This is a genomic window from Leifsonia sp. McL0618 (assembly GCF_049994905.1).
Classification (GTDB): Bacteria; Actinomycetota; Actinomycetes; order Actinomycetales; family Microbacteriaceae; genus Diaminobutyricibacter.
Window position 1 is genome coordinate 932533 of sequence record NZ_CP188258.1, and the last position, 24957, is coordinate 957489.

34 protein-coding genes are annotated in these 24957 nt (G+C 65.2%); 21 read left to right on the forward strand and 13 right to left on the reverse strand.

The window, feature by feature from the left end; genetic code table 11:
- The first annotated feature begins 109 nt into the window (after positions 1-109).
- Complete coding sequence (locus ACPPVQ_RS04455; protein ID WP_426519039.1) at positions 110-787, forward strand: amidase domain-containing protein; 678 nt, start codon at positions 110-112, stop codon at positions 785-787.
- Positions 735-1268, forward strand: a complete 534-nt coding sequence (locus tag ACPPVQ_RS04460) for a M15 family metallopeptidase (protein ID WP_426519041.1) — start codon at positions 735-737, stop codon at positions 1266-1268. The genes ACPPVQ_RS04455 and ACPPVQ_RS04460 overlap by 53 nt, the downstream gene beginning before the upstream one ends.
- Before the next feature lie 24 nt (positions 1269-1292).
- On the opposite strand, the gene ACPPVQ_RS04465 is transcribed toward ACPPVQ_RS04460, so the two are convergent.
- From ACPPVQ_RS04465 to ACPPVQ_RS04480, 4 genes are read right to left on the reverse strand one after another with little or no spacing between them, the layout of a single operon-like run.
- On the reverse strand, positions 1293-1733 hold the full coding sequence (locus tag ACPPVQ_RS04465) for a DUF6518 family protein (RefSeq protein ID WP_426521393.1): 441 nt from the start codon (positions 1731-1733) through the stop codon (positions 1293-1295).
- 18 nt (positions 1734-1751) lie between these two features.
- The gene (locus ACPPVQ_RS04470; protein WP_426519043.1) at positions 1752-1964 is read right to left on the reverse strand and encodes a hypothetical protein; all 213 of its coding nucleotides are present in this window, start codon (positions 1962-1964) and stop codon (positions 1752-1754) included.
- Positions 1961-2083 carry a hypothetical protein gene (locus ACPPVQ_RS04475; protein ID WP_426519045.1) on the reverse strand — a complete coding sequence of 41 codons (123 nt, stop codon included), beginning with the start codon at positions 2081-2083 and terminating at the stop codon, positions 1961-1963. Before ACPPVQ_RS04475 ends, ACPPVQ_RS04470 begins: the two co-directional genes overlap by 4 nt.
- Before the next feature lie 38 nt (positions 2084-2121).
- Positions 2122-2328, reverse strand: coding sequence for a hypothetical protein (locus ACPPVQ_RS04480; protein ID WP_426519047.1), 207 nt, complete (start codon positions 2326-2328; stop codon positions 2122-2124).
- Positions 2329-2399: 71 nt separating this feature from the next.
- On the opposite strand from ACPPVQ_RS04480, the gene ACPPVQ_RS04485 reads away from it, so the two are divergent.
- Positions 2400-3566: an Ig-like domain-containing protein gene (locus ACPPVQ_RS04485; protein ID WP_426519049.1), complete on the forward strand. Its 1167-nt coding sequence runs from the start codon at positions 2400-2402 to the stop codon at positions 3564-3566.
- Between the two features lie 86 nt (positions 3567-3652).
- The gene (locus tag ACPPVQ_RS04490) at positions 3653-4147 is read left to right on the forward strand and encodes a hypothetical protein (protein WP_426519051.1); all 495 of its coding nucleotides are present in this window, start codon (positions 3653-3655) and stop codon (positions 4145-4147) included.
- A gap of 521 nt (positions 4148-4668) precedes the next feature.
- Here the strand turns inward: ACPPVQ_RS04490 and ACPPVQ_RS04495 are convergent.
- A complete protein-coding gene (locus ACPPVQ_RS04495) occupies positions 4669-5970 on the reverse strand; it encodes a sensor histidine kinase (RefSeq protein ID WP_426519053.1) in 1302 nt (433 codons plus the stop codon).
- On the reverse strand, positions 5967-6632 hold the full coding sequence (locus ACPPVQ_RS04500) for a response regulator transcription factor (RefSeq protein WP_426519055.1): 666 nt from the start codon (positions 6630-6632) through the stop codon (positions 5967-5969). The genes ACPPVQ_RS04495 and ACPPVQ_RS04500 overlap by 4 nt, the downstream gene beginning before the upstream one ends.
- 140 nt (positions 6633-6772) lie before the next feature.
- Between ACPPVQ_RS04500 and ACPPVQ_RS04505 the strand changes: the two genes are divergently transcribed.
- The 4 genes from ACPPVQ_RS04505 to ACPPVQ_RS04520 are packed head-to-tail and all read left to right on the forward strand — an operon-like array spanning position 6773 to position 10313.
- Positions 6773-7282, forward strand: coding sequence for a hypothetical protein (locus ACPPVQ_RS04505; RefSeq protein ID WP_426519057.1), 510 nt, complete (start codon positions 6773-6775; stop codon positions 7280-7282).
- Positions 7283-7291: 9 nt separating this feature from the next.
- Entirely contained in the window at positions 7292-8410 is a 1119-nt protein-coding gene (locus ACPPVQ_RS04510) for a peptidoglycan-binding protein (protein WP_426519059.1), read from the forward strand.
- Positions 8407-9111 carry an ABC transporter ATP-binding protein gene (locus ACPPVQ_RS04515; RefSeq protein ID WP_426519061.1) on the forward strand — a complete coding sequence of 235 codons (705 nt, stop codon included), beginning with the start codon at positions 8407-8409 and terminating at the stop codon, positions 9109-9111. Before ACPPVQ_RS04510 ends, ACPPVQ_RS04515 begins: the two co-directional genes overlap by 4 nt.
- Positions 9108-10313 (forward strand): ABC transporter permease, encoded by a 1206-nt coding sequence (locus ACPPVQ_RS04520; protein ID WP_426519063.1) that lies wholly within the window; start codon positions 9108-9110, stop codon positions 10311-10313. Before ACPPVQ_RS04515 ends, ACPPVQ_RS04520 begins: the two co-directional genes overlap by 4 nt.
- 60 nt (positions 10314-10373) lie before the next feature.
- On the opposite strand, the gene ACPPVQ_RS04525 is transcribed toward ACPPVQ_RS04520, so the two are convergent.
- Positions 10374-11465 carry a sensor histidine kinase gene (locus tag ACPPVQ_RS04525; RefSeq protein ID WP_426521395.1) on the reverse strand — a complete coding sequence of 364 codons (1092 nt, stop codon included), beginning with the start codon at positions 11463-11465 and terminating at the stop codon, positions 10374-10376.
- Between the two features lie 624 nt (positions 11466-12089).
- Here ACPPVQ_RS04525 and ACPPVQ_RS04530 point away from each other — a divergent pair.
- Positions 12090-12533, forward strand: a complete 444-nt coding sequence (locus tag ACPPVQ_RS04530) for a hypothetical protein (RefSeq protein WP_426519065.1) — start codon at positions 12090-12092, stop codon at positions 12531-12533.
- Between the two features lie 117 nt (positions 12534-12650).
- Here ACPPVQ_RS04530 and ACPPVQ_RS04535 read toward each other — a convergent pair whose 3' ends face one another.
- Positions 12651-13052 (reverse strand): hypothetical protein, encoded by a 402-nt coding sequence (locus tag ACPPVQ_RS04535; protein WP_426519067.1) that lies wholly within the window; start codon positions 13050-13052, stop codon positions 12651-12653.
- Positions 13053-13220: 168 nt separating this feature from the next.
- Positions 13221-13406, reverse strand: coding sequence for a hypothetical protein (locus ACPPVQ_RS04540; RefSeq protein ID WP_426519069.1), 186 nt, complete (start codon positions 13404-13406; stop codon positions 13221-13223).
- Positions 13407-13658: 252 nt separating this feature from the next.
- Between ACPPVQ_RS04540 and ACPPVQ_RS04545 the strand changes: the two genes are divergently transcribed.
- On the forward strand, positions 13659-13964 hold the full coding sequence (locus ACPPVQ_RS04545) for a hypothetical protein (RefSeq protein WP_426519071.1): 306 nt from the start codon (positions 13659-13661) through the stop codon (positions 13962-13964).
- Positions 13965-13989: 25 nt separating this feature from the next.
- Here the strand turns inward: ACPPVQ_RS04545 and ACPPVQ_RS04550 are convergent, their stop codons facing one another.
- Positions 13990-14745, reverse strand: a complete 756-nt coding sequence (locus ACPPVQ_RS04550) for an SDR family NAD(P)-dependent oxidoreductase (protein ID WP_426519073.1) — start codon at positions 14743-14745, stop codon at positions 13990-13992.
- A 205-nt stretch (positions 14746-14950) separates the two neighbouring features.
- Here ACPPVQ_RS04550 and ACPPVQ_RS04555 point away from each other — a divergent pair, with 205 nt between their 5' ends.
- Genes ACPPVQ_RS04555 through ACPPVQ_RS04570 form a run of 4 tightly spaced genes read left to right on the forward strand, consistent with a single transcriptional unit; the run spans position 14951 to position 17305 of the window.
- The gene (locus tag ACPPVQ_RS04555) at positions 14951-15364 is read left to right on the forward strand and encodes a DUF4383 domain-containing protein (RefSeq protein ID WP_426519075.1); all 414 of its coding nucleotides are present in this window, start codon (positions 14951-14953) and stop codon (positions 15362-15364) included.
- Positions 15365-15402: 38 nt separating this feature from the next.
- Positions 15403-15945: a hypothetical protein gene (locus ACPPVQ_RS04560; protein ID WP_426519077.1), complete on the forward strand. Its 543-nt coding sequence runs from the start codon at positions 15403-15405 to the stop codon at positions 15943-15945.
- A gap of 35 nt (positions 15946-15980) precedes the next feature.
- Positions 15981-16583 carry an ECF RNA polymerase sigma factor SigK gene (gene sigK / locus ACPPVQ_RS04565; protein ID WP_426521397.1) on the forward strand — a complete coding sequence of 201 codons (603 nt, stop codon included), beginning with the start codon at positions 15981-15983 and terminating at the stop codon, positions 16581-16583.
- On the forward strand, positions 16580-17305 hold the full coding sequence (locus ACPPVQ_RS04570; protein ID WP_426519079.1) for an anti-sigma factor: 726 nt from the start codon (positions 16580-16582) through the stop codon (positions 17303-17305). The genes sigK and ACPPVQ_RS04570 overlap by 4 nt, the downstream gene beginning before the upstream one ends.
- A 55-nt stretch (positions 17306-17360) precedes the next feature.
- Here ACPPVQ_RS04570 and ACPPVQ_RS04575 read toward each other — a convergent pair whose 3' ends face one another.
- The 3 genes from ACPPVQ_RS04575 to ACPPVQ_RS04585 all read right to left on the reverse strand — a co-directional run bounded on the left by ACPPVQ_RS04575 (position 17361) and on the right by ACPPVQ_RS04585 (position 19250).
- Entirely contained in the window at positions 17361-18422 is a 1062-nt protein-coding gene (locus ACPPVQ_RS04575; protein WP_426519081.1) for a YihY/virulence factor BrkB family protein, read from the reverse strand.
- 95 nt (positions 18423-18517) lie between these two features.
- A complete protein-coding gene (locus ACPPVQ_RS04580; RefSeq protein ID WP_426519083.1) occupies positions 18518-18661 on the reverse strand; it encodes a hypothetical protein in 144 nt (47 codons plus the stop codon).
- 97 nt (positions 18662-18758) lie between these two features.
- A complete protein-coding gene (locus tag ACPPVQ_RS04585) occupies positions 18759-19250 on the reverse strand; it encodes a hypothetical protein (protein WP_426519085.1) in 492 nt (163 codons plus the stop codon).
- A 164-nt stretch (positions 19251-19414) separates the two neighbouring features.
- Between ACPPVQ_RS04585 and ACPPVQ_RS04590 the strand changes: the two genes are divergently transcribed.
- Genes ACPPVQ_RS04590 through ACPPVQ_RS04620 form a run of 7 tightly spaced genes read left to right on the forward strand, consistent with a single transcriptional unit; the run spans position 19415 to position 24812 of the window.
- Positions 19415-20125, forward strand: coding sequence for a hypothetical protein (locus ACPPVQ_RS04590; RefSeq protein WP_426519087.1), 711 nt, complete (start codon positions 19415-19417; stop codon positions 20123-20125).
- Positions 20122-20538, forward strand: a complete 417-nt coding sequence (locus ACPPVQ_RS04595) for a phage holin family protein (RefSeq protein WP_426519089.1) — start codon at positions 20122-20124, stop codon at positions 20536-20538. Before ACPPVQ_RS04590 ends, ACPPVQ_RS04595 begins: the two co-directional genes overlap by 4 nt.
- Positions 20535-21101 (forward strand): DUF3618 domain-containing protein, encoded by a 567-nt coding sequence (locus ACPPVQ_RS04600; protein ID WP_426519091.1) that lies wholly within the window; start codon positions 20535-20537, stop codon positions 21099-21101. Before ACPPVQ_RS04595 ends, ACPPVQ_RS04600 begins: the two co-directional genes overlap by 4 nt.
- Positions 21098-21841 carry a DUF72 domain-containing protein gene (locus ACPPVQ_RS04605; protein ID WP_426519093.1) on the forward strand — a complete coding sequence of 248 codons (744 nt, stop codon included), beginning with the start codon at positions 21098-21100 and terminating at the stop codon, positions 21839-21841. The genes ACPPVQ_RS04600 and ACPPVQ_RS04605 overlap by 4 nt, the downstream gene beginning before the upstream one ends.
- Positions 21842-22861: a hypothetical protein gene (locus ACPPVQ_RS04610; RefSeq protein ID WP_426519095.1), complete on the forward strand. Its 1020-nt coding sequence runs from the start codon at positions 21842-21844 to the stop codon at positions 22859-22861.
- Positions 22858-24114, forward strand: coding sequence for a PIG-L family deacetylase (locus ACPPVQ_RS04615; RefSeq protein WP_426519097.1), 1257 nt, complete (start codon positions 22858-22860; stop codon positions 24112-24114). Before ACPPVQ_RS04610 ends, ACPPVQ_RS04615 begins: the two co-directional genes overlap by 4 nt.
- Complete coding sequence (locus tag ACPPVQ_RS04620; RefSeq protein ID WP_426519099.1) at positions 24111-24812, forward strand: glycosyltransferase; 702 nt, start codon at positions 24111-24113, stop codon at positions 24810-24812. The genes ACPPVQ_RS04615 and ACPPVQ_RS04620 overlap by 4 nt, the downstream gene beginning before the upstream one ends.
- Positions 24813-24957: the final 145 nt, after the last annotated feature.

A 24957-nucleotide genomic window follows, 5' to 3' on the forward strand; every position in this document is an offset into this window, starting at 1 on the left:
GTCGGCATATCGAAAACCGCATACGGGTCCGCAACACGATGTTGCATTGACTGTCAGCATGACTCGAACACGAACACTCGGAGGGCTTACCTCCGAAGGAACCGCGCGATTGGCGTCCATCGGCGCACTCTGCCTGCTCACGACCAGTTGCTCCGGCACACCATCGCAAACTGCAGTCTTCCCTGTCATCGGCACGACCGAGTCGGCCGCCGACAATACCGCCCGGCAGCTTGCCTACGCTCTGGCGCACTGGAACGACTACAACGCCGTCGCGTACGGAGACCTCAACCCAGTCGGCGGCGATTGCGCCAACTTCGTCAGCCAGGCGCTCATCGCCCGCGGCTGGCTGATGAACTCCGAGTGGTATAGCCGCGACGCCGCGGCGGATTGGAGCCCGGCGTGGGGTTACGTTCCCGCGATGGACAACTATCTTCACGCTCATGCCGCAGAACTCGGGATACAACGGCTTCCGCTCACCCAGCGGGACAAGGTCAAGGTTGGCGACATCGTGATGTTCGACTGGGATGACAACGACTCGCTCGATCACGTCCAGATCGTCTCGGCCATCGAGAGGGCCGGCGACGCGATCCGCGTCAAGATGGTCGGCCACAATAAGGACACCGTTTACCGTGATCTGGACGACACGATCTCGATCGACCCGGCGCTATCGGCCACTTCTGGGCGTTGTCGAGATGACCCGCGCCGCCCGTCCCGCGACCCGCGGGGTCATCGCCTTGGGCGCGATCGCGCTTGCTATCTCGCTGGCGGGCTGCGGCGCCGGATCTGAACTGCCCGCGACCGTTCAGGATGCGACGAGCACGGCGCAGCTCAGCGACGCCGACGGCTACATTTCAACCGGGGATGCGCTCCCGCTGACCAGCGACAAACCGGCGATAGCCAAGTTGAACCCGGCGCTGCTCGCAGCCCTCCGCTCCGCCGACCGGGCAGCCGGGGCCGAGCGCGGCATTGCTATCACGATCGCAGAGGGGTGGCGGTCGGAGCGCTACCAGGATCTTCTTTTCGAGCGGGCCGTCCAGAAGTATGGCAGCGAAGAGGAAGCCCCGAAATGGGCAAAGCGAGGCACCGACTCCGCTCACGTCACCGGTCGCGCGGTTGACGTGGCCACTGCCGATGCGATGGACTTCCTCAACCGCTTCGGCTCGCGGTGGGGGCTCTGCCAGGTCTACGCGAACGAGATCTGGCATTTCGAAATGCTCACTACCGCGGGCGGCACGTGCCCGCCGATGTCGCCGGACGGTCGTGGCTGAAGACGGATCCGACTGCGGCTGCGCCTACGGAACCAGCCCGAAGGTCTGCATTGTCAGCACGTACCACAGCGCACCTGCGAGTGCGAGCGTCACTGTTGCGGCACCCGCACGTATCCCGCCGCGGATCCATGCAATGAGGCACAGCCCAGTCGCGATGGCGAGATAAATGAACAGCGCAGCAACCGAACCGCCGGTTAGAATCCCGTCGCCGAATGTGACGGAGGCGGCCGGCGCGTACGCGATTGCCAGTCGCCACCAGGACGACGAGCGGGCGAAGGAGGCACCCAACCCGAGCACAGCCCCGACTGGCGCTGCGATCACCAGCCACATGTTGTGAGATCCGGCGTCCGCGTAATGTCCCTCGTTCCCGTCCACCAATATGGTGTAGCCCGCGATCATGGCGACGAAGGAGGCTGGGCCGAGGAGGACACCGACCAGAGGCCTGACACGCATGCCGGCCAGGATGCCGAAGGTGCAGAGCGACTATCCTGCGGGGAGTTCCGCGAACGGCCGATAGAGAAAGCGCGGGGCGGTGAGTTCGAGCCATCCCGTACCGTATCCGACGAGAGTGGCCGCGACGAGGGTCGCGACGAGAGTGACTACCGTCGTCCCGATCATGGCCGAAAACCTCGTCTGTGAACGACGCCCGACCGGAGTGGGCGCATCCTGGTTGTCGGTGTCGAGTGCCCGGGTCACGGCCCGACCGTGCCTTCCTGCGGGCCCAGGAGCGAGTCTGCCCAGGGGAACACCCATGTCACCAGTGCGGCCAGCACGGCCACGAACAGCACGATCAGAATCAGGATGCGCAGCCACACCGGTCCTGGCAGGCTGCGCCACAGTGCTCCTTACATGGTCACCTTCCGTTGGCCGCGACGGCGGCCGCGATCTCGCTCGGCACCTGTTGCGTCGGTGCGAAGTCATGGAACACGGTGTACGCGATCAGTCGCTCTCCGGCGTGGAACGGCGGATTGCAGGTGGTGATTGTCATCAGCCGGTCGATCGGCGTGGTGTCCGGCCGCTGCGGAACGGGCAGGAGCACCCCGACGGTGGTCGGTTGCACGTACTCGAGGTTGCGGAACGTGTAGCACCAGCACCCTCACCCTGACTGTGCGTGCCTCTAGCGTGGGTGCTGTGACGGCGCAGGTCCTCTCGGCGACGTCAACAAACATCGACGTCACCCCCTGTGTCACGGGTTCGCCGGCGAACTGTGGTCCCTCCCTCTCGCTGAACGTGGTTGCGGTGCCGACAGCGTCGACGTCGACGGTGGGGGTTTCGCCGTCGTCGATTCCGGCGGATGGGACGACGACATCGACGGTGACGGTCACAGTTCGCGATCTGAATGGTGACCCGATCGGTGTTGGTGGTGACACGGTCACGCTGGCGACCGATCTGGGCACGCTTGGTGCTGTGACGGACAACGGTGACGGCACGTACAGTGCGAAGTTGTCCGGGACGGTCGCGGGTGCTGCGACGGTGACGTTCACGGTCAATGGTGTTGCTGCGACGAACACGGCCAAGGTGACCCTGGTTGCGGTGCCGTCGGCGTCGACGTCGACGGTGGGGGTTTCCCCGTCGTCGATTCCGGCGGATGGGTCGACGACGTCGACGGTGACGGTCACGGTTCGTGATATGAATGGTGACCCGGTCGGTGTTGGTGGTGACACGGTCACCCTGGCGACTGATCTTGGCACGCTTGGTGCTGTGACGGACAACGGTGACGGGACCTATAGTGCGACCCTGTCCGGGACGGTGGCGGGTGCTGCGACAGTGACGTTCACGGTCAATGGTGTTGCTGCGACGAACACGGCCAAGGTGTCGCTGGTTGCGGTGCCGTCGGCGTCGACGTCGACGGTGGGGGTTTCGCCGTCGTCGATTCCGGCGGATGGGACGACGACATCGACGGTGACGGTCACAGTTCGCGATCTGAATGGTGACCCGATCGGTGTTGGTGGTGACACGGTCACGCTGGCGACTGATCTGGGCACGCTTGGTGCTGTGACGGACAACGGTGACGGCACGTACAGTGCAACCCTGTCCGGGACGGCCGCGGGTGCTGCGACGGTGACGTTCACGGTCAATGGTTTTGCTGCGACGACCGCGGCCGAGGTGACCCTGGTTGCGGTGCCGACGGCGTCGCCGACTCCGACACCAACGCCACCAACGCCGGCGCCGGCACCGGCAGCGGACCTCGCGCACACCGGATTGGACATTGGGACGGGTCTCGCACTCGTCGCACTATTGCTCGGCGCAGGAGTCGCCATCGCCGTAGTGAAGCGTCGTCGCGTCAACCAGAGCTAACTGCTCGTTCCAGACAGTAGGCGGTGAATGCCTGCCGGCACAGAGTGTCGGCAGGCATTCGCGCGCGTAGGAGCAATGCCGGTCAAGTGGCACTCAAACTGTATTTTCAGTCAAAGTTGCGCGCCACAGCGTTATCAATCGGCGGGGTCGCAGTCTCACGATGTATGGAATCAAGAAAATCGATCGGAACACCCCCCGATCTCGAAAGCCCCAAGACCCCACGCCGCCGTCGTATGATCGCGCCGATCGCAGTGGGCGCACTCGCGCTCGTCCTATTCACGGGCTGCGCGGCCACACCCACGTCTTCGGCGTCTGCAAGGTCGACGGGTATCTCGGCGGGCCTTCCGATCATCGACGGCAAGATCGTCGATGAGGTCAAAACGCCGGACAAAAAAGGAATCCGAGTCACCGTGAGCTCGAGCGCTGCGGATCTGCTCAAGGCTGCCGAAGCCGACCTCAAAGCTGCAGGATTCTCTACGTACCCAACGGCCAAAGATGCTTTCGGGGCCAAGAACGAGAAGTACTTCGTTTCCGTGTCGGTCAAGTCGGGCAAAGTTTCGTATCTCTTCATCCAACGCTAGACGCGCCCCAGCCGCACCCGTCCCGGCGTCGGGCGCGGCTGGGCGGCCTCCTGCGGCGCTCATGGCGGTGCGGGCCTCGGGCGTGAGCACAGCCCCGGCTGCATGCTGTGAGATCTCCACTTGCGCGTTAGGTCGGCGACGGTTTCGGGTCTCAGCTGTCGTGACTACTCAAAGTCCTCTCCCCGATCCTGTGATCGCCCACGTTGAACGGTATGTTGCGCCGGTCACGGGAGAGGTGGTCCAGGTCAGCTGCGAATGTCCGCTCGGGCATGATCACACGTACGCAGATTGGCTCGACCGGTTCGGTCGCGGCGTGACCGATGACGCCACACGCTCCGATCGCGCAACCACGGGTCTGAGCGAATGACGAGTCTTGACACCCCGTTTGGTCCCATAGAGACGCCAGTCCTTGTCATGATCGGGCTAGCGTCGCTTCTGGTGGCACTGCTGATCGTCGGCTGGTACATAGATGCCCGCGCCCGTGCTCGGAATCGAACCCGGGTCCACAATCGACCTGTTTCTCATCGCGGCTCTGACCGCCGCTGAGCCCCTGATCGTTCACCGCGCGATCGCAGTCGAGGAGAGGGATTCTCTGCCGTACGGGGTAGCTGAAGTTGGGCGGTGAGACCGCCGTCGGGATTGGCTTGCAGGTGCAGAGACCCGTCGAGAGCGCTTGCAACGCTCGCGACGATGGCCAGGCCGAGACCGCGACCGTGGTCCCTGCCTCTAGCGGTCGTGCGGCCGGCACCGCGAACGAAGGGTTCCGTAAGGGTTTCGACGATGTCGTCGGGAATAGGTTCGCCTGTGTTCGCCACACTCAGTTGGACTGTTGCCTCCTTCGGTCTCACGTGGATGTCTACCGTGCCACCGTCGTGGTTGTGGCGGATCGCGTTCTGCAGCAGGTTGCCGATGCATTGGAGCAGGAGTACGGGATCACCGGTCACGATCGGGTCGGGGCTCGCCGGGAAGGCGGGGTGCACGCGGAGCGTGATCCGGCGCATGTCGGCGGCGGGCGCGAAGGATTCGGTGACCTCGGCTACGAGTTCTGCCAGGTCGACGGGCTCGTAGGTGAGTGTGCGCTGACCGATGTCGGCGAGGTCGAGGAGGGATTCGACGGTTCTCATGTTTGCGCGGTTGATGACGTGGATACGGTGCGCGAGGGTGCGAAGGGTCTCGGCGTCAGCGTCCGGGTCGGCCAAAGTCACGTCGATCATGGTCTGTGTTGTGGCCAGCGGGGTCCGCAGTTCATGGGAGGCGTTAGCTGCGAATCGGCGATGGGCGTCGAATGAGTCTCCGAGGGTGCCGAGCATCCGGTCGAAGGTGTCCGAGAGGTCGCGGATCTCATCGTGCGGGCCTTGAAGTCCGACGCGGTGGTCGAGGGAGCCGGTTGCAGCGATCGTGGCCGCCTCGTTGATGGCCTTGAGAGGTTTGAGTACCCGGCCGGCGACGATCCAGCCGATGAGCGCACTGAGCAAGGCAAGCATCACCAGGGCGATGATCGAGATCGTCAGCAGCACGTTCAGGAAGTCGGAGGCGCTGGTGACCGCGAGTGGGTCGAATCCTCCCGCGATCTGTTCGGCGGGGGCGGCCGTGGCAGGCGTGCCATGGGTGGCGCTCGGTGCGGGGGTGACCAGCCCGCTGACGGTGGGTGCGGAGGAGACGATGGCGTACCTCGGCACCCACCGCATGAAGACATAGACGACTGCGATGAGCACGGTCCCGCATCCTGTGACGAGTCCGGCGTAGGTCAAGGTCAGGCGGGCGCGGATGGTGAGGCGGGGGCGCACGGAAAGCAGGGTGTGGCCCGCGGCCGTGGCACTCACGGAGTTTCCGCGAATCGGTAGCCGACGCCGGGCACAGTGTGGATGACCCAGGGCTCGCCGAGGCGCTTGCGCAGGTTCGAGATGGTGACGCGGATGGTGTTGGTGAATGGGTCGGTGTTGGCGTCCCACGCCTTCTCCAGCAGGTTCTCGGCGCTCACGACGCCGCCGCCGGCGTTCATCAGCACGTCGAGCACGGCGAATTCTTTGCGACTCAGCCGAATGAAGCGTCCGCCACGGAATACCTCGCGACGGAACGGATCCAGACTCACGCCGGCGATTTCAAGTCGCGGTGGCCGGGTGGCCTGGGTGCGGCGTTCGAGGGCGCGCAGGCGCATCACCAGTTCGGGGAAATCGAAGGGTTTGGGCAGGTAGTCGTCGGCGCCGAGTTCGAAGCCGGTGGCTTTGTCGCCGAGGGTGCGCGCAGCGGTGAGCATGATCACCCGACAGGCCGGGTGATCGGCCACGATGTGGGCGCAGACGTCGTCGCCGTGGACGCCGGGAATGTCCCGATCGAGTACAACAACGTCGTAGTCATTCACCGCCAGGTGTTCGATCGCCGCGTCGCCGTCGTTCACGACGTCGGCGGCGATGGCCTCGCGGCGCAGGCCGATCTGGATGGCTTCGGCGAGGAAGGGTTCGTCTTCCACGATCAGCGCGCGCATAGTGCTCCTGTCTGTCGAGGTAGTAGAGCACATCGAGCGTCAAGGTGGCGTAAAGGATTTCTTGAACGGCCGGAGAACATGCGCCGGGGTGGACTGGGGTCACCGATCATCCATCGACCTCCCAAAGGAGAACACACCACATGTACGCAAAGACCACGAAAAGACTGAGCGCGATTGCTGCCGTCCCGCTGATGATTGCCCTGTTCACGGCGTGCAGCTCCGGCTCGCCTTCAGCAGAGAGCACGGAGAGCGAAATCCCCGTCGCGAAAACATACACAGACATGGGCGAGTGGCAGCTGGCATACGCCCAGTGCATGCGCTCGGAGGGTGTCGACATGCCAGACCCGAGCCCTGATGGCGAGATGACCTCCACCATGACAGCCGATCAGGACGCCTACGCGGCAGCTTCGAAGAAGTGTGTCGGAAAGCTCGGCGAAGCTCCCGCAGGGGCGGGGGGAACGCAGAGCAAGCAGGAGGTGCTCGACCAGCAGCTCAAGATCGCCCGGTGCTTCCGGGACAACGGCGTCGACATGGCCGATCCCGTGGACGGGCACATCAGCGGGATTCCGGCCGACGCTCCGAAGGAGGTCATCAAGAAATGCCTTGGCGTCGACGTCCCCGCGGGCTCGGAAATGGCCGAGAGGAAATAGAGGTTGAACGTGGAACTCGATGACATCGGGCGCGATGGGCCGATTGCACATCGTTCTCGGCTGCGGAAACGCCCTCTGCTTATCGCCACCGCCTGCACGCTCACCGTGGTTGTCGGCGGGGGCGTGACCGCGGCGTTCGCCATCGGCGGCTCCGACGACAAGCCTCAGCAAAGTAAGCACGTGGCGGCGGCGACTGCACCGATCACGAAGGGGACGTTGCAAGGCGTCAGTAGCGCGACCGGAACCCTTGCCTTCGGCGGGGCACGGAGCATCCCGAGCGGAATCGGGGGGACGGTCACCGCGCTGCCCGCCCCGGGAGCCACGGTGAAGCTGGGCGGATCCTTGTTTGCCATCGACAATCAACCCACGTATCTGATGTACGGAGGACTGCCGGCCTGGCGCTCATTCGAGAGTGGTATGCGCGACGGTCCTGACATCAAGGCGCTCGAGCAGAGCCTCACAACGCTCGGCTTCTTCGACCGGACGCCCGACGAGGTCTTCACCTGGCAGACGGTATCCGCCATCCAGCGATGGCAGAAGGCCACAGGCCAGGAAGTGACCGGCAGCATCCCACTCGGCAGGATCGTTTTCGCCGCCGGCGAGGTCCGGGTCGCGGAACTGAACGCCTCGGTGGGTCAACAGACTGCACCGGGCGGCCCCCTGATAACGGTGACCGATCTGGCCAAGATCGTGAGTGTGAACCTCAAGTTGGCCGATCAGCAACTTGCAACGGTCGGCGCGAAAGTCTCCATCGACCTGCCCAACGGCAAGAGCACGAGCGGGACGGTCACCTCGGTGGGCGTCCCGACGGAACAAGACGGCTCGAATGGCGGAAAGGAGGTGATCATCCCCGTTGTGATCTCCCTCGACGACCCGGCGGCGGCCGGTGACCTACAACAAGCGACTGTGACGGTCCGGTTTCCCACCGACAAACGCGACAACGTGCTCTCAGTGCCGGTAGGGGCCCTCCTTGCCCTGGACGGCAACCGATTCGGTGTCGAGGTCGTGCGCCCTGATGGCACCACCACCCGGGTCCCGGTGACGACCGGCCTGTTCGCAGGCGGTCGCGTAGAAATCTCGGGCGACGGCCTGAAAGCGAACCAGAAAGTCGTGGTCCCAACATCATGAAACCAGAGATCATCTCCCTTTCCGGTGTGGAACGCAGTTACGGACAGCCGCCCATCCGTGCCTGCGCGGGCGTGACCCTCTCCGTTGCCGCTGGGGAGCTCGTGGCTATCGTCGGACCGAGCGGCTCCGGAAAATCCACCCTTCTGAACCTCATCGGAACGCTCGATCGACCGACGGCAGGCACGGCCCGCATCGACGGAATGGACGTTCACGCCCTCTCCGACGCAGCGCTTTCGGCGCTACGCGCCCACCGCATCGGCTTCGTGTTCCAGCAGTTCCACCTTGCGGATGGCGTTACCGCGATAGACAACGTTGCCGATGGCCTGCTCTACACGGGGGTTCCGCGCCGGGCGCGCCGGACGCGAGCGGCCGAAGCGCTGACCAAGGTCGGTCTCGGGCATCGTATGACCCACAAGCCAGGCCAGCTCTCCGGTGGGGAACGGCAGCGCGTGGCGATCGCCCGCGCAATCGTGGGCGATCCGCCCCTGCTGCTGGCCGATGAACCTACCGGAAATCTCGACAGCGCGTCCGGTGCCGGCATCGTCGAACTGTTGCACGAGCTCAACCGGCAGGGGGCCACAGTCGTCGTGATCACGCACGATGCGGAATTGGCGGCGCGACTGCCTCGACAGATCGCGATCCGCGACGGCCTCGTCGTTTCGGACTCGGCTGCGGTGACCGGCGCGGAGGTCGCGGCATGACTACGCCCGAGTCACCGACCCGCCCTCCGCGCTCCCGGCTGCTCGTTGCCGATGTGCTGCGCCTCGGCACAGCCGGGCTGCGTGCACGCCCTGCCCGCGCCATCCTCTCAGCACTGGGCATCGCCATAGGGATCGCGGCGATGATCTCCGTGGTGGGCATCTCCGCTTCCAGCCAGGCCGCCCTCAACCAGAAACTCGCGAGTCTCGGCACCAACCTGCTGACGGCGACGGCGGGCAAGAGCATATTCGGGGACCCGACCGAGCTTCCCGGTGACACCGTAGGCAAAATACGGCTGATCGACGGCGTCGAGAAGGCCAGCAGCGTCGGGCTGCTCGCGCAGAATGTGTACCGCAGCCCGCTCTCCGATCCCGCAGCTTCGGGAGGCATCTCCGCGATGGCGGCTGATCTCCAGCTCCTCGACGTCGTCGGCGGCTCGGTGCGCTCCGGCACCTGGCTGAACGCGGCCACCGGCGCGTTTCCCACGGTCGTGCTCGGTGACACAGCGGCCAGGCGGCTCGGGGTTGTCACCCCCGGTACCGAGATCTGGCTCGGCGGCAAGCTCATGACGGTGATCGGCATCCTCAACCCTGTCGTGCTCGCGCCCGAACTCGACACTTCGGCCCTCATGGGCGACCAGGCTGCGACCGAGCTCTTCGGCTTCCGCGGCAATCCGACCACCGTTTACGAACGATCGAGTGACGAAGCCGTCCCCCGGGTGCGCGCACTGCTCGCCCCCACTATCAGCCCCGAAGCACCCAATCAGGTCGAGATCTCGCGCCCTTCCGATGCGCTGGCTGCCAAGAACGCGGCGGACCAGACTTTCACCGGGCTCCTGGTGGGCCTCGGTTCAGTTGCGCTGCTCGTAGGCGGCATCGGCGTGGCCAACACCATGATCATCTCGGTTCTCGAGCGCCGGCGTGAGATCGGCCTCAGACGGGCGCTCGGGGCTGGCAAAGGGCACATCCGCGTCCAGTTCCTGGTCGAAGCGCTCCTCCTATCGGCGTTTGGCGGCATCCTCGGCATGATCCTCGGCGCCGGGGTGACCGCGGGGATGGCGATTGCCAACAACTGGCCGTTCACGCTCCCTGCAGAGACCGTTGCCGTCGGGCTGGGGGCGACAGTGGTCATCGGAGCCATCGCAGGCCTCTACCCGGCCATCCGGGCCGCTCGCACCCCACCAACCGCAGCGCTCAGTTCCTGAGGGAAAGCGGTGGTCCGTCCCCGCCCAGGTCACCGCTGTGTCGGGTCGGTGGTGGTGCAGTCACACTGGCAGCTCGACGGTGATGCGGAGTCCACCGGTCTCCCGGGGCGTGAGCGTGAGTTTCCCATCGTGGGCCCGGACGATGCTCTTGACGATGGCCAGACCGAGGCCGGCGCCGACCTGGTCCCCATGGATCCGGGCTGTGCCGCGATGGAAGGGTTCGGTCAGGGTGGACAACAGCTGGGGGCTGAGCACGTCACCGGTGTTCTCCACTGTGAGCATCACCGAGGCCGGTGTGGCGGTGGTGTTCAACACGACACTGCCACGTTCGGGGAGGTTGTGGACGATCGCGTTATGCAGGAGGTTGGTCGTCATCTGCTGCAATAGGGAGTGGGAACCCTTGGTCGGGGCGATGTCGCCGGAGCATTCGACAGTGATGCCCCGATTTTCGGCGAGCGGCAGCAGAGTCTCGAAGGATTCTTCCGCGAGGAGGGACAGGTCGACGTCCTCCCGGGTGAACGACCGCTGCTCAACGCGGCTGAGTAGCAGCAGCGCCTGAGTGAGGTCGATCGCTCGACGGTTCACGCTGTGGAGGCGCGCAATGAGGTCGGTGGGGTCAGGATCCGGGTCGTTGCCGGCGGCTTCGAGAAGTGCCTGCGTGATCGCGAGCGGAGTGCGCAGCTCATGGGATGCGTTCGCGGCAAACCGTCGTTGCTCGGCATCGTGTGCTTCCAGCCGCACAAGCATGTCGTCGAATGCGTCGGCCAGCTCTCGGAACTCGTCGTTGCGACCCGGCAAGTTGATCCGGTGTGAGAGCGAGCCGTCGGCGACTATGCGCGTGCCCTTCGTGATGGTCGCCAGGGGCGCGAGCATCCTTCCCGCGAGGAACCAACCGCCGAGCAGACCGAACGCGAGCAGGAGGACCAGCGCCCAGGTCGCAGCAGGGACGAACGCCCGGATCAGGTCATCGCGACCAGGAACGAAGCCCCCGACGGTGGCGGGCGCACTCGTCGGCACGTAGCGCAGAAGGAACACCCACACGACGACGAGCAGCAGGGTGCCTGCGATCATGATGGACGCCGCGTAACTCAGAGTGAGCTTCAGACGAGCGCTCAGCCCTGGTGCCCTGACCACCGGCCCCTCATCGGGCATGTACGTTTCGTCCTCCACCGCCAACACACGCATAGGCGCCAATGCTACGTCGTGATACATATCGTCGGCATATCCAGATGCGTTCTACTTCCGTAGCGCGTGCAGCCTCCTCGACGACAGCGCGCGCTCAGCGAATCGGACATCGGTGGGCGTCCTGAAGGCGAGCACGGTGATCGGGATAATCGCCCCGATGAGGCACCACAACGCAACCTCTTCGGCTCGCGGTTGCGGTGGGTCAGTCAACGGTGGTGTTCGCGGGTCTGCCATCGACTGTGAGACCGGCGCGCAAACGTTTTATTACGCCAATCCGCCAAACCCGGGAGGTTAGCGGTGCGCCTGGGAGAGTCCGAGTGTGATCCGAGCGACGGGTCGGTGTCGACAGAGAGCTGTCCCACGGCACGGGTGCTTTGATGGCGGCGCGTTAGAGCGACGTTAGCTCTGCGTCTACGTACATGTGTACGCTGCACCACTGATCGAAGTCGTCTCGTTTCGAGTACCGAACCACGTGCTCCGGAATGTGTGCCACCTGTGCGCTCGAGCCGGGCGACCCGCACGTGCCGGAGTTCACGATTACGAGAATGCCACGGGCGCTGCTTTTGCCCATCACCTTTATGATCAGCATTGGTGCGAATCGTGCCGTTAGAGCGGCTCAAGCATTTGGAGTTCTTGCAGTCCGCGATCGCCCGCCAGTCGAACACCTCGTTCGTTATCAAGGGCTGGTCCCTCACGATCGTGTCGGCATTCTTTGGGTTCTCGGTAGCTCAACGCAGTGTGGGACTGTCGTTGGTCGTCTACCTCCCGGTCCTGGGTTTTGCTTGGCTCGATGCGTACTTCGTGAAGCAGGAACGACTCTTCCGCCATTTGTATGAGGCTGCGATCGCTCCTAAGACAAGCATTCCGATATTCGCGATGGACACGCGAGAGTTCGAAGCGGAGGACAGAGTGCGGTGGGGAGCGGTAGTACAGTCAGTGCCATTCTGGGTCTTTCACGGCACCATCCTGTCGGCTGCCGTCCTCACGTCGGTTGGGCTAGCAATTACCGCTGTGATCGAAGGCCACGGGCAATGAGACTGCCGATGATGCGCGACGCAACCTTGGAGTGCATCCCAGGCATGAGCATGTGGACCTAGAGCCAGCATGCCCGCGCCCGCGACTCCGTCCGCGGGTGGCAGAGCGGAGCGCGGTTCAGCCAGACGCGGACGTCGCCTTGTGTCGTTGCGAGTGCGTGTTCGCGTGACGGCCGCGCTTCGGCCGCAGCCACCGCGTCCGGCGCCGTGCACGACTGCCGGTGTACTTGGCGTCAGCGCGAGCAACGGCGACGACCTCCGGGTCGCTGCAATTGGCCATCTCGAGCACGGCGTCGACGGTGCAACTGGGGTGGTGAAGCAGAGCTAGACGGGCTTCGGCGTCGCCGAAGCGGGCGATGTTGTAGGCGAGCTCGGGGCGGATCTCGTCGACCCAGTCGAACTCGGCGTGCAGGTCGAAGTCCACCTCGCCGAACAGCTCGGCGTCGCGGTTGTGCGCCGTCACCGGCACACGCTGCATCACGTTCGGGGCTCCGATGGGCACGGTGCTCAGCGTTGTCATGGTCGCAGGCCCTCCATTCAGATACGCCGGAGGACGATCCATCGGCGCTCCTCGCTCCTATAGACAGCGGCGACGCGGTGCCATCACGTTTAGCGGTACCCGGTTCCCAGTCGGGGAGGTTCGCGTCGAGCCACGCCTGGCCCCGTCGGAAAGGTTGGAACGTCAGGGTTACGCGGTGGATAGGTCGCCGGGAGGGAGTCGTTCGTCGAAGGTTAGGGCCAGCCAGTCGGCGTATTCGTGGTCTTGGCCGATCGCGCAATCGCAGGTGACGGCGATCGGGCCAGCGCTTTTGGTGAGTCGGTACCACTCGAGGTGTTCGGTCCGGAGCTGAATCATCGGGTTGTTGATGTTCATCGTTGGTGCGCCCCTCCCTGTTCGTGTCGTATCGACAGAGATGCCGAAAGGCTGCAGCTGATAACGCGCCGCGCGTCCCCCAGTCGGACGAGGGTTGAAGCGCAGCCGAGACGTGATCGCGTTGGCAGAGCCTGAGCTCCGTGAGGAGCCAGCTGGTGAAGCGCGCCGCTCCCTGCGGGCAGGTTTGGATTCCATCGTCGCTGCGGAAGCGCGAAGGGCCCTACACATGGTTGGCGTATCATTCCGACCACGATGAGACTTGGCGACGACCCGATGACGCCCGACGAGCGGCGATACCTCGTCGAGCGCGCGCTTGATGGCGAGGTGCGCAGCGGCACCGGTGCCGATTACGAGGAGCAAGAGGCACTCGACGAGCTTGCGTCGCGTCACCCGGTCGACGAGGACGGTCTGCCGGAAGGCCCGAATTGCCCGACGTGCGGCGCTCATCTTGAGCCAGATGTCTTCGAGGCCCAGGGTCGCCTCTCGGTCGCATACAACTGCCCTGAGCACGGTCTCAAGTCACTCGTAGGAGACCCTTTCGACTCAGGTCCTTTCTGACTCTCGCGTGCCTGGGTACCTGTGCCTATTGGGCGACGTAACCGCCATCGACCAGGTGGTAGCTCCCGGTGATGAAGGATGCAGCGTCCGACGCGAGGAACGCGACGAGCGCAGCCACTTCATCCGGTTCGCCCAGCCGCCCGAGCGGATGCCTGCCGGCGAGGTACTCCTGGGTGGCGGCGTCGAGGTTCGCGTCGATCAGCGGAGTGTGGATGAAGCCCGGCCCGACGGCGGTCACGCGCACCTTTTTATCGGCGTATTCGAGCGCAGCATTCTGGGTCAGTCCGAGCAGCGCGTGCTTCGCGCTGACGTAGGCCGACGAGGATGCGAAACCGACGCTACCGAGGATGGAGGCCATGTTCACAATGGAACCCCCGCCGTTCTCCCCGATGGAAGGCAGTTGATACTTGAGACCGTAGAAAACGGAGTTCAGGTTGACCTCGATGACCTTGCGCCAGCTCTCGAGGGAGTAGTCGCCGATCGCGGCCGCCTCTCCTCCGATTCCGGCATTGTTCACGGCGATTCGAAGGGGAGCGAGGGCGTTGGCAGCGTCGACGCACGCGCGGCAGAAGGCCGGGTCCGTGACATCCCCGACCATCGGGCTGGCGACTCCGCCGGCCGCGACGATTTCGTCGACGACTGACTCGGCGCCCTGTTCGTTGAGATCAGTGACCAGCACTTCTGTGCCATTTGCCGCCAGAAGGACCACGACCGCGCGGCCGATGCCTGATCCACCGCCGGTCACGATGGCGGAACGTCCTGCGACGTCGTAGGTTGCCATGAGCTGCCTTTCATTCTGAGTGAGTGCCTCGCTTCAGTTAACAGCGGGCCGGGCCGACGGGGAAGAGCCTGAGGTCCCGTCTGCTTCACGTTCGCCGCGACTGCCCCGATGTGTTCGGGAGTGCGCCCCAATCCGATTCGGAGGAGTCTCCGAACAACAGTCGAGGCGCGCACGCCGCGCGCCGTCTTCCAAGGAGGAATGACACATGCGCACATCACCGAACCGGCTCGTCGCCACGATCTTCGGCGCGGTCTATCTGCTGGTCGGCCTGCTCGGCTTCGCCTTCACCGGCGGCGTCGGCTTCGTGGCCACCCAGGGCGGTCTGATCCTCGGCATCTTCGAGGTCAACCCGCTCCACAACATCGCCCACCTGCTGATCGGCGCGGCGCTGCTCATCGCCGGACTCACCAGGGCCGCCGCGGCAAAGGCCGTCAACATCACCGTGGGCGCGGTCTACCTGCTTCTCGGTATCATCGGATTCTTCCTGGTCGGGACGGCCGCGAACATCCTCGCCCTCAACACCCCCGACCACTTCCTCCACTTGGTGAGCGCGATCGTGCTCCTCGGTGTCGGTCTCGGCGCCGAGCGGACTGTGCGCTCCTCCTCGGTCACCGTCTGACCGGCCGGACCACGGCGCTTCCCTTGAGCAGGATGACGATGGACACGCGGACCGCTCCGGCCGCTGCCCAGCCGACGCAGCGGTTGTCGGCCGCGCCGGCGGTCCGCGCCTTCCTCGCCGTGGCCGCGTTGGGGGCAGGGTTGCTTCACGCGGCCCTCGCCCCCGACGCACCGCCTCTGTTGCTCGGTCTTCTCGTACTCATCGCTGCCTCCGAGCTCGCCTGGGCCGTCGCGACGCTGGCGAGGGAACGGCCGCCGTTCTTCGAGGTCGCACCGGCGCTCGCCCTCGCGCCGCTCGTTCTCTGGGCCGGGCTCGCTGTTGCGGGTGCGTCGGCCACGACGGGGACCGTGATCGGTCTGTCCCTCGCTCCGATGGGCGCGGCCTCCCTTCTCGATGTCGCGATCGCGGTCTCGACGGCCGTCCTCGTGCGCCGCCGCAAGCCGGCCTCGCAGCAGACGGGGGCTGTGCGCTTTGTGCTCGCCCTGATCCTGAGCGCGAGCGCGGTCAGCTTCATCACGATCCCGGCGCTCGGTCTCACCGAGGCGGGTGTCGTCGCGGTGACGGTCCATCACCACCATTGAGCGTGTCGCGTGCTCGAATCGCTTCCAGAGACGACATCGTGGAATCCGTGGTGATCGACGGGCTGGACGAACCCGAATATCAACCCGATCCCATCGACCAGGTCGGGCTGCTCCTCGTTCGCACCGCCGACGGAGACCGTGACGCGTTCTCGCAGCTCTACGACCTCATGGCCCCACGAATGCTCGGCCTCATCGTGCGGATTCTTGTCGACCGAGCGCAAAGCGAAGAGGTGCTGCAGGAGGTCTTGCTCGAGGCCTGGCAATCCGCATCCCGGTTCGCTCCGAACAAAGGGCGAGGACGAACCTGGCTGCTGACCATCGCACATCGACGGGCCATCGACCGGGTACGTGCATCGCAATCGGCGACCGACCGAGACATCCGGGTCGGTCGCCAAAATCTCGGTGTCGCGTATGACGCCGTCGCCGAGCAAGCCGAGTTGCACGTCGAAGCCGAACAGGTCAACGCAGCGCTCGCGGACCTCTCCGACACGCAGCGCGAAACGCTCATGCTGGCCTACTTCGGCGGATACAGCCAGAGCGAGATCGCCGTGCTGACGGGAACGCCGCTCGGCACCGTCAAAACTCGAATGCGGGACGGCCTGGCCCGTCTCAGAGACCGATTGGGGGTGAGGACATGAATCGACAGGAGTTCCTCGAACTGTCCGCTGGACATGCCCTCCACGCGCTCTCCGCTGACGACGAGCAGCTCTTCACCGAGGCGATAGCCGCCCACCCTGAGTGGGCCGACGACGCCAGCGCCGACCTGGAAACCTCGGCCCTCCTCGGAGGCGCCGTCGCATCAGTGGCACCTCCAGCCGAGCTGCGCGCGAAGGTCTTCGATCAGATCGGCCGTGAAAGCGAGACGACTGCTTCTACGGAGGCGCCGACGCCGCGACGGTCGATGGCGAGGCGAGGCTGGTTCGCGCTTGCGGCATCCCTCATCGTCCTCCTCGTCGTCGGCGGTGTGGCGGCGCTCTTCGCAGCCCAGCTCACCGGGCCTTCGGCATCCAACACCGCATTGGCGCAGATCCAGCGCCAATCCGACGCCGATTCTGCGACGGAGAAGGTCGCTGGTGGCGGGACGGCGACTGTCCACTGGTCGGACACGCTCGGCAAGGCTGTGCTCGTCTCCGACGGAATGGTGACGATCCCCTCCGACAAGGTCTTCGAACTCTGGTACGTGCGCGACGGCACCCCGACGTCGGCCGGCACCTTCACGACCACCGACGGCAACGCCACCGCTCCATTGAGTGGATCGATGCAGGCAGGTGACACTATCGCCGTCACGGTCGAACCGCACGGCGGTTCCCCGACAGGTTCGCCCACCAGCACGCCCATCGTCACGATCCCCACGAGCTGATCCTGCAGGACGAAAGCCACGCGGTCGGCGAGCGGGTGGGCCCGTGCAGCTTCGGTCACGCTTCGTCGGGGCGGCCGGCGCGCTCGCGTATCTCGCGCGCCTCGTCGATGAGGATCTGCTCCTTCTCGACGGACTTCTCGCTCCGGCTCGTGCCGCGCGGCGGGAGCTGGATGTTCTCTTCCGCCGCGATGCCGGCCTGGAGTTCGCGACCGCGCTCCATCTCCGCGTCGAACTCGGCGCCGAAGAGGAGGGCGAGGTTGGCGATCCAGACCCAGAGGAGGAAGACGATCACGCCGGCCAGGGACCCGTAGGTTCTGGCGTAGTTCGCGAATGTTGCGATGTAGAGGCCGAAGAGAAGGGTCGCGATGCCCAGTACGAGGATCGCGATCAGCGCTCCCATGCTGATCCAGCGGAATTTCGGCTGCTTGGCATTGGGTGTGGCGTAGTAGAGGATCGCGATGATTGCGACGACCACGATAAGTAGAAGCGGCCATTTCGCGATCTCCCACACGGTCTGTGGAAGGGATCCCAGACTGAGCGCGTCACCGATTGCGCGGGTGACCGGCCCGGACACGACCAGGATGAGGGCGACGACGGCCACGAGGATGAGTGCGATGACGGTGACCAGAAGCTGTTGCGGCTTCAGTTTCCAGAACGGGCGTCCCTCGTCGATTTCGTAGATCCGGTTCATCGCACGCGAGAATGCTCCGATGTAGCCGGACGCCGACCAGATCGCCAGCACGATTCCGAACACGAGCGCCCAGCCGGATGCCGGCGAGTTCACCGCGTTCTCGATCGGCCCACGCAACAGTTTCGCCGTGGAGCCAGGCGCCACGCTGCTGAGGATGCCGAGCAGAGCATCCGTCGCTTGGCGGCCCTGCCCGACGACCCCGAGAAGTGAGACGAGTGCCAGAATCGCGGGAAAGATGGAAAGGATGCCGTAGTACGTCAGCGACGCCGCGATGTCGGTGCATTTGTCGGTGCTGAACTCGCGGAAGGTCCGCCTGGCGACGATCTTCCAGGAAGGCCGCTCGACCCTCGCAGGGCTGTCGGGTTTGCGGGAGTCATTGGGGGAGGGGGCGTCGACCAGTCGCTCGCTGGCTCCGATGTCGCTCATTGGCTCGTCCTTCCGAGGAGTATCGAAGCCACGCAACTCGCAAAAACACGCGAGGGTAAGTGATTGACATCAGGCGCTTGGAGGGATCCCTTCTTCTAGTCGGCCGGGCCGCCCGAAGCGGTATCCCGTTCCGTGTCATCGGAGCTGTCGGAGGACGAACCGTCGGGAAGGTCGTCGGGGTCTGGCTTCCCCGAGTCCTTCGAGTCGGGTGAGCCTGCGTTTCTGGACGTGTCGTTCACGGGCGGACTCCTGTCGTCGGAGTCGCCACGATCGTGGCGACTCACCCGAATGAACCACCGCCGGCAGGCGACGTCAATGGGTCGGCGGACCGTTCGGTCATCTTCCCGCCCCGTCCCGCCGCGAAGGCAGATCGTTCAGGATGGAGCGCAGGAAGCCATCGATGTCGCGTCTGCGTGAACGGTCGTCAACATCGCGCGTCGACAACTCCAGGTCGAGGTCCGGATAGGCGACCCGGAAGGTCAACGGCTCAGCGGCAGCACCGTGCTGGGTCACGGTGGTTATCGGAGTCGATGTGATGCTGACCTTGACGAGGCTGCGTCGATCAACGAAATCGACGGACGGCACGGATTCTGCGGTCTCGTTTGCGACAAGGATCAACTCGGTGTCGGTGAAGACCCAGAGACTGAAAGCGGCCGAATCGGGTTTCGCGCGAACATGAATGAATCGGGGATCGCTGTCGCCGAGCGCGAGAACCAGCGCCGACAGTGCACGATGCCCGATCGGCGGCGTTTGGGCCCAGATCGGCAACTCGCCCCACAGTTCGCCGCTCGCGTGCCGAATCATGGACTCGATCTCTTGAAGCAGCATCAGCACCCTCCGCTCGGTGGTTCCGATGCTAGTGGCACACGCGGTACCCGCCGTTCGAGGAAATCACAATCCCTTGTCGTGAACGTATCGCCGACGAAAACTGGAGACCATCCATGCGGTCGCGCCCGACGTCCTGACCGCGAACGACTCGAAGGAAACACATCATGACAGACACCTATCCCGCGGCATCACCGAACGCCTTTCCGGGTGATGCCGGCTCCGACCAGTCGACCACAGACGTCGTCGCCGAGCAGGCCGGCGCGGTGAAAGACGAAGCCGTCGCCGGGAGCCAGCGCGTCATGGAGACCGCGAAGGACAGTGCCGCCGACGTCGTGGACGAGGCGAAGGCGCAAGGCGCCGACCTTCTGCGCCAGACACAGGCCGAACTGCGCGAGCAGGCGATCGTTCAGCAGCAGCGTGTCGCCGACGGCCTCCAGTCCCTCAGCCAGCAACTCGGAGAGATGGCCCGCAGTTCGTCGGGCGGTCTCGCCGCCGACCTCGTGGCGAATGCTGCAGTGCGTGCAGGCAGTGCGGCGTCGTACCTGGACGCACGCGACCCCGGTTCGCTGATCACCGAACTCAAGTCGTATGCCGCGCGGCGACCGGGAGCGTTCATCGCGATGGCCGTCGCCGCCGGAGCTGTGGCCGGTCGTCTGACGCGTTCCCTTGCAAGCGGCGCACCCGAAACCGTTGACGAGCAGCCGACAGGACTGCCGGCAGGACAGTCGCCGGTGCGGCCGCCGGAACCACGCACGCCGAGCATCCAGAACGCGTCGACTTTCGCTTCAGAACCGCCGACCGATCCGGCCGCGACGCCGTTGTACTCCGCGCTCGTCACCGATCGCGCTGATGACATTACGGATGTCACCCCATGACGGACATACCGACCCCCTCGGAGCAGAAAGCGGCGGACACGTCGCTGGGCGACCTCCTCAGCGAAGTCACCCGCGACGTCTCGACCCTGATGCGGCAGGAGCTGGAACTCGCCAAGGCAGAACTGAGAGAGTCCGCCACGCGCGCAGGCAAAGGTGCAGGGTTGCTCGGCGGGGCTGGATATGCCGCCATGATGGGCATCCTGTTCATTTCGATCGCTGCGTGGTGGGGGCTCGGCTACCTCGTCGGCAACGCGTGGTCAGGTCTGATCGTCGCGGCCATCTGGCTGATCGTCGGCCTCGTGCTCTACTTCCAGGGCCGCACGGCCATCAAATCCATCAGGGGTACGCCCCAGACGGTTGACACCCTCAAAGAGATCCCCGAAACACTGAAACGGAATGAAGAGAACCGATGAGTAACAACCCAGATGAGATCCGCGCCGACATCGAGGCGACCCGCCGCGAACTCGGAACCGACGTCGACGCGCTCGCGGACAAGGTCAGTCCTGCCAAGGTCGCCGAACGCCAGGTGGACAAAGTCAAAGACGGGTTGCGTTCGGCGCGTGAACACGTGATGGGCAGCGTCTCGGATGCGCAGGATTCGGTGTCGAACACGGTGGCCGGCGCGGCGAACAAGACCGAACGTGTGGTCACAGGCAACCCGCTCGCCGTCGGCCTCATCGCCGTCGGAATCGGCTGGCTCGCCGCATCGCTGATTCCCGCCAGCGACGCCGAGAAGCGGATCGCATCGAATGTGAAAGACGCGGCGCAGCCCATCGTCGACGACCTGGCCTCCACGGCCAAGGAGATGGCGAACGACTTGAAAGCGCCCGCGCAGAACGCGTTCGACGCGGTCAAATCGTCGGCCACCGACGCGGTCGATTCCGTGAAAGCCGAAGCGGCCGACGCCGCCGACGGGGTCACAGCGCAGGCGGCAGCCGGCAAGGCCGCTGTTCAGGAGCACACTGCGTCGTCGTGACGATCTGGATCGGCACGTCGGGATGGAGCTACGACCATTGGGTCGGCGTGCTCTATCCCGACGGCTTGCCGACGTGGCGCCGACGCGACCACTATGCCGCACGATTCTGCACCGTCGAATTGAACGCGAGTTTCTACAGGTGGCCGCGCGATGCCTCGTTCGCAACGTGGCGAGAGCAGCTTCCAGACGGTTTCCGGATGTCCGTCAAAGCGCCGCGCGGGCTCTCACACGGCAAGAAACTGCATGCGCCGGAGACATGGGTGCCGCGGATGACGTCTGCCTGGCATGAGCTGGGCGACAAGCGCGGCGTGCTCCTGGTCCAGCTTCCGCCCGCGTTCGAACGCGACGATGCGCGTCTCGACTACTTTCTCGGGTCGCTCCCGCCGTGGATTCGTGTCGCCGTCGAACTGCGGCATCCGACCTGGAATCATGAGGACGTCTTCCGTCTGCTCGAGCGCCACAACGCGATCTACTGCGTGATGAGCGGCGCTGATCTTCCGTGCATCCTGCGCGCCACCTCCGACATCGTCTACATCCGGATGCATGGCCCGGACCACGACCATCTCTATGCGGGCTCCTACAGCGACGCCGACCTTCACTGGTGGGCGGAGCGAGCGGCGGAATGGAACCGGATGGGTGACGTCTACATCTACTTCAACAACGACGGAGCCGGCAACGCCGTGCGGAACGCGGAAAGCTTGCGCGGCATTCTCGCTCGCAGCGGGGTCGAGGTGCGCTAGGTGACAACGGACACCCGAAGCTATCTGGAAGCGGCGGCCACGTGTGAAGGCCAGGTGGCGCCGCTCCTCGAGGTGCTTCAGCACATCGACGTCGGAACGATCGCTCCGCTTCCCGGCTCGGGTGCGGGGGGCACCGCCGAGCGTTACCGGTTGCTCTCGCGCGCAGCGGCTGCCGATGTCACTGCGGCACGTGTGCTCGAACCGCATCTCGATGCCCTCGCCATCCTCGCCGAAGCCGGGCTCCCACAGACGGGTGAGGGGAGCACGTGGGGGGTCTTCGCCGCCGAAGCGCCCGATGCCGTCGTCGTCGCTCAGCCTCGCGGGTCTTCGTGGATTCTCACCGGGGTGAAACCGTGGTGCTCACTCGGCGGTCGACTGACGGATGCGTTGGTCACCGCTCACACCGAAGCGGGTCAACGCCGACTGTTCCGGGTGGACCTCACACAGGCATCGGTCACGGCCGAAGAGACACCGTGGGTGTCGCGTGGGCTTGCAGACGTGGCGAGCGGACCCCTTCGCTTCGAGAATGCCGAGGCGATGCCGGTCGGTGAGCCGGGTTGGTACCTTTCGCGGCCCGGTTTCCGTTGGGGCGCGATCGGGGTCGCTGCCGCGTGGTGGGGCGGATGTCTGCCCCTCTTCGATGCCCTTCTCGCGCGGGCGACGAGGGAGGCAGCGAGTCCGCTGGTCGTTGCCCGGGTGGGCGTAATCTTCCGCGCTATCGACGGCGTGCGCATCCTTCTCGCGCGCGCCGCGGATGTGGTCGACGACATGAGTCAGAGCGATCAGGTGGACGAGCACGGTGCGGCGGTTCTCGCCCATTCGGTGCGCGGCGCGGCGGCGGATGGGGCGGTTGCGACGCTTTCGGCAGCCCAGGATATTCTCGGGCCGGCCGTCTTCGGATTCGACGAGTCCTTAGCGAGGCGCGCGGCCGACCTGCAGATGTATATCTCGCAGTACCACCGCGGGCCTGATGATGTCTCACTCGTCTCGCACCTCGGCGAAACGAGCATCCGGTGGTGACATTCGACGCACGCGTGACGGTGACGAGTCCGGACAGCTGGGCCGCGCGAGCGGAGTGGGTTCGCATACCTGCGCTCGACGGAACAGAGTTCGGCGTCGTCGATGAGCTCGTCGTGTTCTCGGCTCACGCAGATGACGAAACGCTCGGTGTCGGCGGACTGATCGCGCGCGTCGCGTCCGAAGGCGTCCCCGTTCGCGTCATCGTCACAACCGGGGGCGCGGACCGGGTGAAGGAACTCGAGAGCGCCCTGCTCGAGCTCGGCGCGCCGGCGACCGTCGAACTGCTCGGCCTATCCGACGGCGGCCTGAAACATGAAACCGAGCGACTGCGCGCGTGCATCGACGACGTTCTCGCGCAGTGCGGTGATCGATGCCTGATCCTCGCCCCCTGGCCGGGTGATCGGCACGGCGACCACCGCACCCTCGGCAGCGAAGTTGGAGAAGCGGTGCGGCGCATCGGCGCGCGAGCGCTGTTCTATCCGATCTGGCTGTGGCAGTGGGGCACGCCAGAGGATGTTCCCTGGACCCGGCTGATCGATGTTTCACTTTCCGACAGCGAACGCCAGGCGAAAGCGGCGGCGATCTCGCGCTTCACGAGCCAGCTGGAGTCGCAGTCGAACCCTGACGGCGTGCTCACGCCCGGGTTCGTGCAGCAGATCACGAACCTTCCTGAGTCACTCATCAGGCCCGAACAGGCTTCGCTGGAGGCGCATTTCGAAGAACTGCACCGGCAATCCGACGACCCGTGGTCCGTTCGCACGCGATGGTACGAACGACGCAAGCGCGAACTGACGCTCGCATCACTCCCGCACGAGCGGTATCGGCGAGCGTTCGAACTGGGATGTTCGATCGGTGAGACGACGGCCGCACTGGCCGGGAGATGCGACCAGGTGATCGCCGTCGACCACGCACCGGCGGCCGTCGCTACAGCGTCGCACCGACTCGCGGGTGTGAGCAATGCACAGGTCACGCGGATGCGCATCCCCGACGACTGGCCCGCCGGAACCTTCGACTTGATCGTCATCTCCGAGGTGGGCTACTACCTCCCCGGGGACCAGTGGGTGCGCACGATCGAGCGTTGCCGGGAAGCATTGCGGCCGGGCGGGACCGTACTTCTCTGCCATTGGCTGGGCCTGTCGGAGGACTTCGCCCAGTCGGCGTCGGAGGTCCACGAAACGTTCCGCCGCACCTCGGGACTCGCCTCGGTCGTCGAGCATCGCGAGGCCGACTTCATGCTCGAGATTTTCACGTGACGACAGCGATCGAACGCATCGTGGTCGTCATCCCGGCCCGTGACGAGGCTGGAACACTGGCCCAGTGCCTCGCATCCGTGCAGCGCGCCGCGCATCGGGTCAGCATCCCCACGTCACTCGTGCTCGTTCTCGATACGTGCACCGATGACTCCGCCGAAATCGCCACCTCATTCGCGGACACGGTGGTCATCGAAGAAGACTTTGCGAATGTCGGCCGGAGCCGCGCGCGAGGATTCTCGCACGCACTCGCGACGTTTGCCGGAAGTCTGGACACGACCTGGTTCGCAACCACCGATGCCGACAGCGTTGTTCCATCCGATTGGCTCGCAGAACACGTGCGGGCGGCACACGAGGGGGCGCAGGTCTTCGTCGGTGCAGTGGTTCCGGCCCTGCGCGAACTCGATGAAGAGCGGCGGCTCGCCTGGGAGCTCACCCATCCGCCGGGAGCCACCGTGGGCCATGTACACGGCGCGAACCTCGGGATGCTCGGCTCCGCCTATGCGGCAGCCGGTGGGTTCTCATTCCTCGCAACGGGGGAGGATGTGGACCTGGTCGCTCGCCTTCGGCATCGTGGCGTGCCGATTGCTGAGTCCGAGGCGCATCCCGTCACCACCTCGGGCCGGCTTTCGGGTCGCGCCCGAGACGGATACGCGAAGTACCTCGCTGAACTCACACCGAGTCGCGCCGCTCAGGTGTGAACGGCCTGGCCTCGGGCCCGACGCGAAACCGCGCCGTGCCCGAGGCGCAACACACCGGCGTAGCCCGTCTGCCGCCCGCATCATGTGGTCCGGCGGGTCGCTGGGGTGTTGCCTTCAACCTATCCGGAGGTGTGATCCGCGAATA

What these genes read in the sequence shown, in the direction of transcription:
- ACPPVQ_RS04545 (WP_426519071.1), top strand. Translation starts at nt 13,659, where the DNA reads ATGAGACTTGGCGACGACCCGATGACGCCCGACGAGCGGCGATACCTC.
- ACPPVQ_RS04575 (WP_426519081.1), bottom strand. Translation starts at nt 18,422, where the DNA reads ATGAGCGACATCGGAGCCAGCGAGCGACTGGTCGACGCCCCCTCCCCC.
- ACPPVQ_RS04500 (WP_426519055.1), bottom strand. Translation starts at nt 6,632, where the DNA reads ATGCGCGCGCTGATCGTGGAAGACGAACCCTTCCTCGCCGAAGCCATC.
- ACPPVQ_RS04585 (WP_426519085.1), bottom strand. Translation starts at nt 19,250, where the DNA reads ATGCTGCTTCAAGAGATCGAGTCCATGATTCGGCACGCGAGCGGCGAA.
- ACPPVQ_RS04535 (WP_426519067.1), bottom strand. Translation starts at nt 13,052, where the DNA reads ATGACAACGCTGAGCACCGTGCCCATCGGAGCCCCGAACGTGATGCAG.
- ACPPVQ_RS04515 (WP_426519061.1), top strand. Translation starts at nt 8,407, where the DNA reads ATGAAACCAGAGATCATCTCCCTTTCCGGTGTGGAACGCAGTTACGGA.
- ACPPVQ_RS04570 (WP_426519079.1), top strand. Translation starts at nt 16,580, where the DNA reads ATGAATCGACAGGAGTTCCTCGAACTGTCCGCTGGACATGCCCTCCAC.
- ACPPVQ_RS04520 (WP_426519063.1), top strand. Translation starts at nt 9,108, where the DNA reads ATGACTACGCCCGAGTCACCGACCCGCCCTCCGCGCTCCCGGCTGCTC.
- ACPPVQ_RS04560 (WP_426519077.1), top strand. Translation starts at nt 15,403, where the DNA reads ATGGACACGCGGACCGCTCCGGCCGCTGCCCAGCCGACGCAGCGGTTG.
- ACPPVQ_RS04590 (WP_426519087.1), top strand. Translation starts at nt 19,415, where the DNA reads ATGACAGACACCTATCCCGCGGCATCACCGAACGCCTTTCCGGGTGAT.
- ACPPVQ_RS04540 (WP_426519069.1), bottom strand. Translation starts at nt 13,406, where the DNA reads ATGAACATCAACAACCCGATGATTCAGCTCCGGACCGAACACCTCGAG.
- ACPPVQ_RS04550 (WP_426519073.1), bottom strand. Translation starts at nt 14,745, where the DNA reads ATGGCAACCTACGACGTCGCAGGACGTTCCGCCATCGTGACCGGCGGT.
- ACPPVQ_RS04595 (WP_426519089.1), top strand. Translation starts at nt 20,122, where the DNA reads ATGACGGACATACCGACCCCCTCGGAGCAGAAAGCGGCGGACACGTCG.
- ACPPVQ_RS04555 (WP_426519075.1), top strand. Translation starts at nt 14,951, where the DNA reads ATGCGCACATCACCGAACCGGCTCGTCGCCACGATCTTCGGCGCGGTC.
- ACPPVQ_RS04525 (WP_426521395.1), bottom strand. Translation starts at nt 11,465, where the DNA reads ATGCCCGATGAGGGGCCGGTGGTCAGGGCACCAGGGCTGAGCGCTCGT.
- ACPPVQ_RS04600 (WP_426519091.1), top strand. Translation starts at nt 20,535, where the DNA reads ATGAGTAACAACCCAGATGAGATCCGCGCCGACATCGAGGCGACCCGC.
- ACPPVQ_RS04505 (WP_426519057.1), top strand. Translation starts at nt 6,773, where the DNA reads ATGTACGCAAAGACCACGAAAAGACTGAGCGCGATTGCTGCCGTCCCG.